We start from the raw sequence: 11,599 nt of genomic DNA, 5'->3' as shown, positions 1-11,599 counted from the left end.
CGCCTGCGTGCACACAGGTATCAAGGGTATCCCCTTTTCCGCGTCGACTTCCGGTGCCGATCCGCGCATTCCTCAGAGAGGACCCTTGCGACGTTGCCGGGATGCGCGGTTAGCGTGGACGCATGCGATTCTCCGGCGAGCGGCCCCAGGTGGACCTGACGTACTCCGACGTGTTCCTCGTGCCGCGCCGTTCGGCGGTGCAGAGCCGGCTCGAAGTGGATCTCGCGCCCGGCGACGGCACGCCGGCGACCATTCCGATCGTGTCGGCGAACATGAACTCCGTCACCGGGGCGCGGCTGGCATCGGTGCTCGCCCGACGCGGTGGGCTGGGAGTGCTGCCGCAGGACATGCCCCTGCAAGAGCTGGATGCCGCGATCCGCTGGGTCAAGCAGCAGCCGGTGCAGTGGGACAGTCCGCTCGTGCTGCCGCCCGAGGCGACGGTCGCCGACGGGCGCCGGCTGCTGCCGGCCGCCGAGGGCCACGCCATCGTCGTCGCACGCACTGCCGGGAGCGGGCAGGCGGGGCAGATCGCCCGCGATGACGTGCTCGGTGTCGTGCCCGCCGTGCGGCTCGCCACGGCGCTCCCCGACGCGCGGCTCGGCGACCTCGTGCGGGGGGCGCCCCCCGCAATCGACGCCGACGACGTCGAGACGCCGCGGCACGCGTTCGATCTGCTCGTGGCGGCGGAGACCGATGTGGTGTGCGTGCTGCACCACGGGTACCTCGTCGGCACCCTGTCGCGCCGCAGCGCCCTGCGCTCAGCTCTCTACCGGCCCGCGGTCGACCGCGACGGACGTCTCATCGTCGCCGCGGCCATCGGCATCAACGGCGACGTGGCGGCCAAGGCGCAGGCCCTCGCCGCCGCGGGCGTGGATGTGCTCGTCGTCGACACCGCCCACGGGCACCAGGAAGGCATGCTGCGGGCGCTGCACGCCGTGTCGGGCCTCGGCCTGGGGATCCCCATCGCGGCCGGCAACGTCGTCACAGCCGAAGGTGTCGCCGACCTCGTCGCGATGGGCGCCTCGATCCTGAAGGTGGGTGTGGGCCCCGGCGCGATGTGCACGACCCGCATGATGACCGCCGTCGGCCGGCCGCAGTTCTCCGCCGTGCTCGAGACCTCGCAGGCCGCAGCCGAGCAGGGCGCGCACGTCTGGGCGGACGGCGGGGTGCGTTATCCGCGCGACGTCGCCCTCGCGCTCGCGGCCGGGGCGGCGTCGGTCATGATCGGCTCCTGGTTCGCCGGCACGATCGAGGCACCGGGCGAGATGCAGCTCGACGCGGACGGGCGGGCGTACAAGGAGTCGTGGGGGATGGCATCCACCAAGGCGGTGCACGACCGGTTCGGCAGGCTCGATCCGTACGAGCTCGCCCGCAAGGAGCTGTTCGCCGAAGGGATCTCGTCGTCGAAGATCTACCTCGATCCGCTCCGGCCGGGGCTCGAGGACCTGCTCGACATGATCACGTCGGGGGTGCGCTCCTCGTTCACGTACGCCGGGGCGGCCTCGGTGGCCGAGTTCCACGACCGCGCGCTGGTGGGCGTGCAGTCGGCCGCGGGCTACGAAGAGGGCAAGGCGCTGCCGGTCAGCTGGTGACGGGAATCCCCCAGGATCAGGTGCGCCCGCGTACCGTAGAATCTTCGAACGATGGACGACCCTCCCAGTTCTAGACGCTCGCCCCACCGACCCTTCCTCCACGCCACGGGGGGTGACGTCTGATGGATTACGTCATGTTGGGCGTGGGGCTGCTTCTCACGGTGGGGACGGGCCTGTTCGTGGCGAGCGAGTTCGCCCTGGTGAACCTCGACCGTGCCGACCTGGAATCCCGCCAGGCCGCGGGTGAATCCCGGCTGGCGCTGACGATCGCGGCGCTGCGCATCACCTCCACGCACCTGTCCAGCGCACAGCTGGGCATCACCCTCACGACGCTGCTCACCGGCTACACGATGGAGCCGGCGATCTCGAACCTGCTGGCTCCCGCGTTCTCGGCGTGGGGCTGGTCCGAGGCCGTCTCGCGCCCGGTGTCCGCCGTCGTCGGCGTGTCGATCGCGACGCTCTTCTCGATGATCGTGGGCGAGCTCGTCCCCAAGAACTTCGCGCTGGCGATCCCGCGGCAGACGGCCAAGCTCGTCATGCCGTTCCAGGTGGGCTTCACGACGGTGTTCAAGCCGGCGATCACGGTGCTCAACGGCAGCGCCAACGGCGTGCTGCGTGCCATGGGCGTGGAGCCGAAGGAGGAGCTGTCCGGTGCCCGCACCGCAGAAGAGCTGTCGAGCCTCGTGCGCCGCTCCGCCAGCGCGGGCGTGCTCGAACAGGACACCGCGTCGCTGCTGCACCGCTCGCTCACTTTCGCCCGCCTCACCGCTTCCGACGTCATGACGCCCCGCCCCAGCGTGCACGCCGTCGCGGCCTCCGATTCCGTCGAGGAGGTCATCCAGCTTGCCCGTCGCACCGGACACAGTCGCTTCCCGGTATACGACGACTCGATGGACGACATCACCGGCGTCGTGCACCTCAAAGCCGCCGTCAGCGTGCCGCGGGAGCGGCGCGGCGACGTGCCGGCCGCGGCGATCGCATCGGAGCCGCTGCGGGTGCCCGAGGCGGTGCATCTGGATGCGCTCATCTCGGAGCTGCGCGCCCGCGGCTACCAGATGGCGATCGTCGTCGACGAGTACGGCGGCACCGCCGGCGTCGTGACGCTGGAAGACCTCGTCGAGGAGATCGTGGGCGAGGTGCTCGACGAGCACGACCGCAGCCGCGCCGGCATCGTGCGCACCGCCGACGCCGTGACGTTCCCCGGCGACCTGCGCCCCGACGAGGTGCGCGACCGCACCGGCATCCGCGTGCCCGAAGGGGATGTGTACGACACCGTCGGCGGATACATCATGAGCGTGCTCGAGCGCATCCCGGTCGTGGGCGACGAAGTCGACGTGGAGGACGGCACCCTGACCGTGCACCGTATGGACGGTCGCCGCGTGGATCGGGTGAGGTTCATCCCGCGCCCCCTCGCGGATGCCGCCGAGGAAGGAGCCGGCGATGAGTGACTGGGCCGGAATCGCCTGGCTGGTCGTGCTGCTGGTGTTCAACGCGTTCTTCGTCGGTGCCGAGTTCGCCGTCATCTCCGCGCGCCGCTCCCAGATCGAGCCGCTGGCGGAGAAGGGCTCACGCCCCGCCAAGACCGCGCTGTGGGCGATGGAGCATGCGACCCTCATGCTGGCGACGTGCCAGCTCGGCATCACGATCTGCTCGCTGCTGATCCTCAACGTCTCCGAGCCCGCCATCCACCACCTGCTGGCGGGGCCGCTGGGGCTGACCGGCTGGGGCGAGGCCGCGGTGGATGTCATCGCGTTCGTCATCGCGCTGCTGCTGGTGTCGTACCTGCACGTCGTGTTCGGCGAGATGGTGCCGAAGAACCTCGCGTTCTCGCTGCCCGACCGTGCCGTGCTGCTGCTGGCGACGCCGCTCGTGTGGACCTCGAAGCTGTTCCACCCGATCATCGTGACCCTCAACTGGATCGCCAACCACGTGGTGCGGCTGTTCCGGGTCGAGCCGAAGAACGAGGCCGCGTCGACCTTCACCCTCGAAGAGGTCGTGACGATCGTCAACCAGTCGCGCATCGAGGGGGTGCTCGACGACACCGCCGGCACCGTGGCGATGGCGGTGGAGTTCACCGACAAGAAGGCCAAGGACGTCGCCGTGCCGCTGTCGGCGCTGGTGACCCTGCCGGAGACCACGACGCCGGATGAGATCGAGCGGGCGGTCGCCAAGCACGGATTCTCCCGTTACGTCATCGTCGACGGCGAGGGGATGCCGCTGGGCTACGTCCACCTCAAGGACGTGCTGCGCGAGTCGGAGGGCCCCGATGCCGCGGTGGCGAACGAGCCCGTCAAGCCCAAGCGCATCCACCAGATGGTGCCGGTGTCGGAGACCACCGACCTCGAGGACGCGCTCGCGATCATGCGTCGCTCCAGTCGCCACCTCGCCCAGGTGCGCGACTCGTCGGGTCGCACGACCGCGGTGCTGTTCCTGGAGGACATCATCGAGGAGCTCGTCGGCGAGGTGCAGGACGCCACCCGTCGCCTGCGCTGAGGGCGGGCGAGGGGCGGGCCGGGTGCGTCCCGGGCCGCCCCTCGCCGGTCAGCGGCGGCGGGCGCGCAGGTACTGCGGCGGCCAGTAGCCGATGTCGTCGCCGAGTTCGTCGGCGGCGCGCAGCGCGAAGTGCGGGTCGCGCAGCCATTCGCGCCCGGCCATGATGACATCCGCCTCGCCGGCGGCGAGGATCGCCTCGGCGTGGGCGGCATCGGAGATCTCGCCGACGGCGCTGACCGGCACCGATACGGCCTCGCGCACCCGGGCAGCGAACGGCACCTGGTAGCCCGGGCCCGTCGTGATGCGCTGGTGGGCGACGAGTCCGCCGCTGGAGACGTCGATGAGCGCGACGCCGCGCTCGACGACCCACCGCGCCACCGTCGCGGTCTCGGCGACGTCCCAGCCGCCGTCGGCCCAGTCGCTGGCGGAGAAGCGGGCGATCACGGGCACCCCGGGGGCGGCCTCCCGCACCGCATCGCACACCCGCAGCAGCAGGCGCGCCCGGTTCTCGAGCGAGCCGCCGTACGCGTCGTCGCGTCGGTTGGACAGCGGCGAGAGGAACTGGTGCAGCAGGTAGCCGTGCGCGGCGTGCACTTCGAGCACCTGGAACCCGGCGGCGACGGCGCGCACCGCGGCGGCGGCGAAAGCGTCGACGACGCGGTCGATGCCACGGGCATCCAGCGCCTGCGGGGTCGCGAAGCCGTCGAACGCGATCGCCGACGGGGCGAGGGTGGTCCAGCCGCCCTGCTCGGGCGGCACGCTGCCGCGGTGGCCCGAGAACGGCGACCACGTCGAGGCCTTGCGTCCGGCGTGGGCGAGCTGCACCGCCGGGATAACGCCTCGGCGGCGGATGGCGGCCGCGATGGGGGCCCACGCATCGCGCTGCGCGTCGTTCCACAGCCCGGTGTCGTCGGGCGAGATGCGACCCTCCGCCGTCACGGCGGTGGCTTCGGCGACGACCAGTCCGGCACCGCCGGAGGCGAACTGGGCGAGGTGAACGTGATGCCACTCGCCTGGCAGACCGTCTTTTGCCGAGTACTGGCACATGGGCGCGACCCAGAGCCGGTTGCGCGCGGTGACCGCGCTCGCCGGGTCGGTGCCGATCGTCAGGGGGGTGAACAGCAGGCTCACGGTGCCTCCGCACGGGTAGGGTGGCGCCCATGATCTCAGCGGGCGCGTGGAGTGGTCAGGACGTGGCCGGAACCCTGCGGATGCCGACGGACGCCGATCACAAGTATTCCCGTGGTGTCGTGGGGGTGCGCACCGGATCGGATCTCTTCCCCGGTGCCGCGGTGCTGGGGGTCGAAGCCGCTTGGCGCACCGGCATCGGCATGGTGCGGTACCTCGGCCCTGCGGGAGCCGCCGCCGCGGTGCTGGCACGCCGCCCCGAGACGGTGACGGCGCCCGGTGCCGTGCAGGCATGGCTGATCGGGTCGGGGACGGATGCCGCGACCCGCACCGCGGCGGAGACGATGGCGCTGCGCGACGTGCTGACGGGGGAGCAGCCGGTGGTCGTCGACGCCGGTGCGCTGGATCTCGCGCCCGCCGCGACTGCGCCGCTCGTGGTGACCCCGCACGACGGTGAGCATGCCCGGCTGCGCGCCGCGCTCGGGCTTGCGGAGTTCGACGCGGCCGATGACGCGGCGGCCCGCGCCGAGGCCGCCACGCAGACCGCTGCCGCCCTCGGGGGCGTCGTGCTGCTCAAAGGCGCCGAGACGATCGTCGCGGCGCCCGATGGGACCCTCGTGCGGGTGCGTGCCGGCACCCCGTGGCTCGCCACCGCCGGCACCGGCGATGTGCTCGGTGGGGTGCTCGGCGCCCTCGTGGCGGGCGCCGTCGCCGCCGACGGCCCCGCGGGCGCGGACCTCGTGCGTGCCGCGGCATCCGCTGCCTGGCTGCACGGTCAGGCGGGGGTCCTCGCCGCCCGCGACGTCGGCGGCGGCCCCATCACGGCGCTGGACGTGGCCGAGGCGCTGCCCCGCGTGGTCGCCGCCGTGCTGTCGGGACGCGCGTGACCCGCATGCGGGTCGCCCGCGCCGGGCGCGAGGCGGGCCGTCCGTAGGATGAGGAGCGTGTCGAGGCGGGCGGTGCTCTGGGTGGCGTTCGTCGTCGTGCACGTGGGCGTCGCGTGGCTCGGTTTCGTGCTGCCCAACGAGCCCATGGGCGACGTGTACCGCGTGTACCAGCCGTGGTCGGCGTGTGTGCTGTGGGGCGACGTCGACGGGTTCTGCCCGGGGGCGCGGGAGATCATGGGCATCACCCAGCCGTGGGTCTATCCGCAGCTGGCTCTCGTGCCCATGGTGATGGCGTGGCTGTTCGCGTGGGCCGGTGGGTACACGGTCGGGTGGGTCGTGCTCGTGACCCTCGTCGATGCGTGCGCGTTCGCCCTGCTCGTGGGGCGCGCCCGGTCCCGCGGGCGTACGACGGCGGCGTGGTTCTGGCTCGCGCTGATCGGGCTGCTCGGGCCCGTCGGCCTGTACCGGCTCGACGGCCTCACCGCCGCGCTCGCCGTGGCCGGATGCCTGTGGCTGGCCGGTCGGCCCGTGCTGGCGTCAGCGCTGCTGGCGATCGGCACCTGGATCAAGGTGTGGCCGGCGGCGCTGCTGGCCGCGGCGCTGATCGCGGGGCGTCGGCGCCTGCCCGTCGTCCTGGGTGCGGCCGCGGTGACCGTGACGGTGCTCGGGGTGGTCGTGGTCGCCGGGGGCGGCGCGCACGCCCTCGGGTTCGTCACGGGGCAGACCGACCGCGGGCTGCAGATCGAGGCGCCGGTGAGCGCGTACTACCTGTGGCGCGCGGCGCTGGGGGAGCCCGGGTCCCACGTCTTCTACGACGGGGAGCTGCTCACCTTCCAGGTGACCGGCCCGCAGGTCGACGTGGTCATCGCGCTCATGACCCCGCTGCTGGCCGCCGTCGTCGCCGCGATCGCCGCGATCGGGGTGCGAAAGGCCTGGTTGGGGGCCCGCTACGTCGTGCTGTTCCCGCCGCTCGCGCTGGCCCTCGTCACGGCCTTCATCGTCGTGAACAAGGTCGGCTCCCCGCAGTTCGCCGCCTGGATCGCCGCGCCCCTCGTGCTCGGGCTCGTGCTGGACCGGCACCGCTGGTGGGGACCCGCGACGCTCGGGCTCCTCATCGCCGGGCTCACGCAGTTCGTGTATCCCGTGCTCTACGGCGGCGTCCTGGCGACCCAGCCGTTCGCCATCGCCGTCCTCACCGTCCGCAACGTGCTGTACGTGGCGCTGCTCGCGTGGGCGCTGGTGCGCCTCGCACGCGTGCCGGTGCCTCGCGCCGCGCGCCGCGGCATCCTCGCTCCCGCTCCCTGATCTCCGGAGGTCCCCATGCTCATCGCCTTCTCCGTCGCCCCCAGCGGCACCGGACGCGCCGACGGCTCGGTGCACGACGCCGTCGCCGCCGCCGTCGCGGTCGTGCGGGCCTCGGGCCTGCCGCACCGCACGACCTCGATGTTCACCGAACTCGAGGGCGAGTGGGACGAGGTGTTCGCCGTCGTCAAGCGCGCCACCGAGGCGGTGCTGCCCTTCGGATCGCGGGTGTCGCTCGTGCTCAAAGCCGACATCCGCCCCGGCCGCACCGGGGAACTCGACGGCAAGGTGCAGCGTCTCGAAGCGGCACTGGATGCCGCGGCGGGCGCCACCGCGGCTGACGCGACCGACTGACGGCGCCGCCGCGTCAGGTGGCGAGCAGTCGCCGCAGGTGGTGGCCGACCGCGGGAGTCTCGATGAGGAATCCGTCGTGGCCGAAGTCGCTGGAGAGCACGACGGCCTGGTCGCCGTCGAGGGTCGCCGGGATGCCGCGGGCGATGCGGTGCTGGCCGTCGACGGGGAACAGCCGGTCGCTGTCGATGCCGAGGACGAGGGTGGTCGCAGTCACCCGCGCCAGGGCGTCTTCGATGCCGCCGCGGTCGCGGCCGACGTCGTGGGAGTCCATCGCCTCCACGAGCACGAGGTAGCTGTTGGCGTCGAAGCGCCGCGTGAACTTGTTGCCGTGGAAGTCGAGGTAGGACTCCACCGCGAACCGGCCACCGTGGCCGAGCGGACTCTTGCCCGACTGCCAGGAGCGCTGGAAGCGCTGGTTGAGTTCGGTGGGGCTCCGGTAGTTCAGCAGCGCCATGCGCCGCGCGAGCGCGAGGCCGCGATGCGGACCGTCGCCGTCGCCCGAGTCGTAGTACTCGCCGCCCTGGAACCGCGGGTCGATCTGGATCGCCTCGGTCTGCACGGAGTTCAGGGCGATCTGGTCGGCGGTGTTGGCGGGAGGCGCCGACAGCACGGCGAGGCGCTCGACGCGGTCGGGGAGCGAGACGGCCCACTCGAGGGCGTGCATGCCGCCCATCGATCCGCCGACGACCGCCGCCCACCGGTCGATGCCGAGGGCATCGGCGAGGCGCGTCTGCGCGGCGACCTGGTCGCGGATCGTGAGGTACGGAAAGCGGGCGGCCCACTCGTAGCCGTCGGGCGCGACGCTGGCGGGACCGGTGGAGCCCTGGCATCCGCCCAGCATGTTGGGGGCCACGACGTACCAGCGGTCGGTGTCGATCGGCGCACCGGGGCCGACGATGTCGCTCCACCAGCCGGCGGTCGGGTGTCCCGGTGCCGCGGGACCGCGCACGTGGCTGTCGCCGGTGAGGGCGTGCAGGATCAGCACGGCGTTGTCGCGGGTGGGATTCAGTTCGCCCCAGGTTTCGTAGGCGAGCCGCACCGACGGCAGTTCGCGGCCGCTCTCGGTGCGGAACGCGCCGAATGCGGCGAAGTGGCGGTCGCCGACGGGGTCGCCGTCACGCCACGCACCGGTGGCGGGCGGTCGGCCCAGCAGCAGGCGGGCGTCGGCCTCGGTCACCGGTGCCGAGGGCACGGTGTCTTCGGAGGTCTGCCAGTCCATCTCCCCATTGTCGTGGGTCGGCGGCGGCGGCCGGGCCCGTGTTACGCGGGCGGTGTCACGCGGAGCCGGGCTCAGCGTGCGCGGAAGGGTCGCGTCTCGTACGTCGCACCGTGCTGTCCGGCCAGGGCCACGGGGGTGCCGTCGAGCGTCTGCACGAATCGGTGGGCGCTCTCCAGGCCTTCGGGTAGGCGCGCATCGATCCCGGGCAGCGTGCCGCTCGTCTCGTTCGACAGCCAGACCACGTCGCCACCGTGTGCGCTGCGCACGGCGCCGACGGTCTCGACGAACCGGCGCCGCTGGGCTGGGTCGAGGTACAGCAGCACGGCGCTGTGGAAGACGACGAGGGTCGCCTCGCGGGGAGCGCCGGCCGCGACGTCGGGGAGGGCGTCGAGCAGGTCGGCCTGCACGATGTCGGGCGGGTCGGCGGCGGCCACCGCGGCGGCCGCCCGCAGCCGGGTCACCCGGGCATCGTGGTCGGGCCCTGGCCACACGAGGGTCGCGAGCCAGTCGACCGCGGCGGCGTCGGCGGCGTCGATGGGCGCCAGGTCGATGCCGCGCCGCCACACCACCTCGGGCAGCCGCGTCGGCACCGCGGCGGCGTCGTCGATGCGGCACCGGAGCACGACCGGCCCGTCACCCAGGCGATGGATGCCGCGCGGCGAGGTGTACTCGTACGCATAGCGGTCGGGGAGCAGACACAGCCCGGCGGCGGTGCCGACTTCGAGCAGGGCGACGGGGCCGGGGATCGCCGCCAGCTGCGGCAGCAGAGTCGCGCACCGGGCGGGCTCGTTGGTCTGGGTGGTGCGGTCGGCGGCGATGGCGATCACCCGTGCCCAGTTGTCTGCGAGCCACGCGCGCCACGAGGCGTAGGGGGTGAGCGGGCAACCCGCCCAGCGGGCGGCCGCGAAGATGCGGTTGGGTTGCTGCTGGGCGGTGGGGAGCGCGTCCAGGCGCCGCAGGATGTCGTCGTCGGCGGCGATGCCGGTGGCCCAGTCCTCATAGAGCGGCGAGGTGCCGTGCGCCCAGCGGCGGCCGAAGTCGTCGTAGCCGGCGGCGATGCGTTCGATCACGCCGGTCAGCGTAGCCCCGGCGACGGCCCGAGACGTCCGTCCCACGCACGACGCCCCGGTCGCCCCGTGAGGGGTCGACCGGGGCGTCGGGGCGTCGGGGTGTCGGGGTGGCAGGTCAGGCGCGGGCGGCCTCCGAGACGCGGCGGGCGGCGGCGAGGGCCTGCGCGAGGTCGGCGGTGAGGTCTTCCACGGCCTCGATGCCCACCGACAGACGCACCAGACCCGGCGTGACGCCGGCGGTGAGCTGCTGCTCGGGCGTGAGCTGCGAGTGGGTGGTGGAGGCGGGGTGGATGACGAGCGAGCGCACGTCACCGATGTTGGCGAGGTGGCTGAACAGTTCGAGCGAGTCGACGAACGCGCGACCGGCGCCGACGCCGCCCTTGAGCTCGAACGACAGCACTGCGCCCACGCCCTTCGGGGCGTACGTGTTGGCGGCGGCGTACCAGGGGGAGGTGGGAAGGCCCGAGTAGTTCACGGTCGCGACGTCGGGCTGGTTCTCGAGCCACTCCGCGATCTCCTGTGCGTTCTGCACGTGACGCTCGATGCGCAGCGACAGCGTTTCGATGCCCTGCAGCAGCAGCCAGGCGCTGATGGGCGCGATCGCCGAGCCGAGGTCGCGCAGCAGCTGCACGCGGGCCTTGATGATGTAGGCCAGCGAGTCGCCGACCGCGGTCGTGTACGACGCGCCGTGGTACGACGGGTCGGGCTCGGTCAGACCGGGGAACTTCTCGACGTTCTCGGACCAGGCGAAGCGGCCGCCGTCGACGATGACACCGCCGATCGTGGTGCCGTGGCCGCCGAGGAACTTCGTCGCGGAGTGCACGATGATGTCGGCGCCGTGCTCGAACGGACGGATCAGGTACGGCGTCGCGATCGTGTTGTCGACGATGAGCGGCACACCGGCCTCGTGCGCGATGTCAGCGACGGTGCGGATGTCGAGCACGTTGATCTGCGGGTTGCCGATGGTCTCGGCGAAGAACAGCTTGGTGTTCGGGCGGGCGGCGCGGCGCCATTCTTCGGGGTCGTCCTGGTTCTCGACGAACGTCGTCTCGATGCCGAGCTTGGCGAGGGTGTACTTGAACAGGTTGTACGTGCCGCCGTAGATCGAGCTGGACGAGACGATGTGGTCGCCGGCCTGGGCGATGTTGAGTACCGCGAAGGTCTCGGCGGCCTGGCCGCTGGAGACCACGAGCGCGCCGGTGCCGCCCTCGAGCGCCGCGATGCGCTGCTCGACGACATCCTGCGTGGGGTTCTGGATGCGGGTGTAGATGTTGCCGAACTCCGACAGGGCGAACAGGTTGGCCGCGTGGTCGGCGTTGTCGAACACATAGGAGGTCGTCTGGTAGATCGGCGTGGCGCGGGCCTTGGTCACCGGGTCCGGCTGGGCGCCGGAGTGGATCTGCTTGGTCTCGAAGCGCCAGTTCTCGGGTGCGGACATGATGGCTCCTGAATGTCGGGTGGACCGCGGCTGCCGCGACCTGGTCCGAGGCTACGGACAAGGCTGGTTGTCAACAACGGCGCGGAAATGTTACGTAACGCGCGGGGGTACGGTGG

At 72.3% G+C, this 11,599-nt stretch carries 10 protein-coding genes; 6 read left to right on the top strand and 4 right to left on the bottom strand.

Going from position 1 to position 11,599, the window contains the following annotated elements:
- The first annotated feature begins 122 nt into the window (after positions 1-122).
- The 3 genes from guaB1 (at position 123) to H9651_RS05940 (ending at position 4,085) form a co-directional block, all read left to right on the top strand.
- On the top strand, positions 123-1,592 hold the full coding sequence (gene guaB1, locus H9651_RS05950) for a GMP reductase (RefSeq protein WP_191718320.1): 1,470 nt from the start codon (positions 123-125) through the stop codon (positions 1,590-1,592).
- Between the two features lie 122 nt (positions 1,593-1,714).
- On the top strand, positions 1,715-3,040 hold the full coding sequence (locus tag H9651_RS05945) for a hemolysin family protein (RefSeq protein ID WP_191718318.1): 1,326 nt from the start codon (positions 1,715-1,717) through the stop codon (positions 3,038-3,040).
- Positions 3,033-4,085 (top strand): hemolysin family protein, encoded by a 1,053-nt coding sequence (locus H9651_RS05940; protein WP_191718316.1) that lies wholly within the window; start codon positions 3,033-3,035, stop codon positions 4,083-4,085. Before H9651_RS05945 ends, H9651_RS05940 begins: the two co-directional genes overlap by 8 nt.
- A gap of 48 nt (positions 4,086-4,133) precedes the next feature.
- Here H9651_RS05940 and H9651_RS05935 read toward each other — a convergent pair whose 3' ends face one another.
- Positions 4,134-5,216: an NADH:flavin oxidoreductase/NADH oxidase gene (locus H9651_RS05935; RefSeq protein WP_191718314.1), complete on the bottom strand. Its 1,083-nt coding sequence runs from the start codon at positions 5,214-5,216 to the stop codon at positions 4,134-4,136.
- Between the two features lie 29 nt (positions 5,217-5,245).
- Between H9651_RS05935 and H9651_RS05930 the strand changes: the two genes are divergently transcribed.
- From H9651_RS05930 to H9651_RS05920, 3 genes are read left to right on the top strand one after another with little or no spacing between them, the layout of a single operon-like run.
- Entirely contained in the window at positions 5,246-6,100 is an 855-nt protein-coding gene (locus tag H9651_RS05930; protein ID WP_191718312.1) for an ADP-dependent NAD(P)H-hydrate dehydratase, read from the top strand.
- A gap of 57 nt (positions 6,101-6,157) precedes the next feature.
- A complete protein-coding gene (locus H9651_RS05925) occupies positions 6,158-7,405 on the top strand; it encodes a glycosyltransferase 87 family protein (RefSeq protein WP_191718310.1) in 1,248 nt (415 codons plus the stop codon).
- A 15-nt stretch (positions 7,406-7,420) separates the two neighbouring features.
- Positions 7,421-7,756 (top strand): thiamine-binding protein, encoded by a 336-nt coding sequence (locus H9651_RS05920; RefSeq protein ID WP_191718308.1) that lies wholly within the window; start codon positions 7,421-7,423, stop codon positions 7,754-7,756.
- Positions 7,757-7,769: 13 nt separating this feature from the next.
- Here H9651_RS05920 and metX read toward each other — a convergent pair whose 3' ends face one another.
- The 3 genes from metX to H9651_RS05905 form a co-directional block, all read right to left on the bottom strand.
- Entirely contained in the window at positions 7,770-8,975 is a 1,206-nt protein-coding gene (metX, locus tag H9651_RS05915; protein WP_191718307.1) for a homoserine O-acetyltransferase MetX, read from the bottom strand.
- 71 nt (positions 8,976-9,046) lie between these two features.
- The gene (locus tag H9651_RS05910; protein WP_318244777.1) at positions 9,047-10,045 is read right to left on the bottom strand and encodes a DUF2332 domain-containing protein; all 999 of its coding nucleotides are present in this window, start codon (positions 10,043-10,045) and stop codon (positions 9,047-9,049) included.
- A 115-nt stretch (positions 10,046-10,160) separates the two neighbouring features.
- A complete protein-coding gene (locus H9651_RS05905) occupies positions 10,161-11,483 on the bottom strand; it encodes a bifunctional o-acetylhomoserine/o-acetylserine sulfhydrylase (RefSeq protein ID WP_191718305.1) in 1,323 nt (440 codons plus the stop codon).
- Between the last annotated feature and the right edge of the window lie 116 nt (positions 11,484-11,599).

It is taken from the genome of Microbacterium pullorum (assembly GCF_014836535.1).
Classification (GTDB): Bacteria; Actinomycetota; Actinomycetes; order Actinomycetales; family Microbacteriaceae; genus Microbacterium; species Microbacterium pullorum.
The sequence above is the reverse complement of the archived record's forward strand: the minus strand, read 5'-3'. Positions and strand labels throughout refer to the sequence as shown.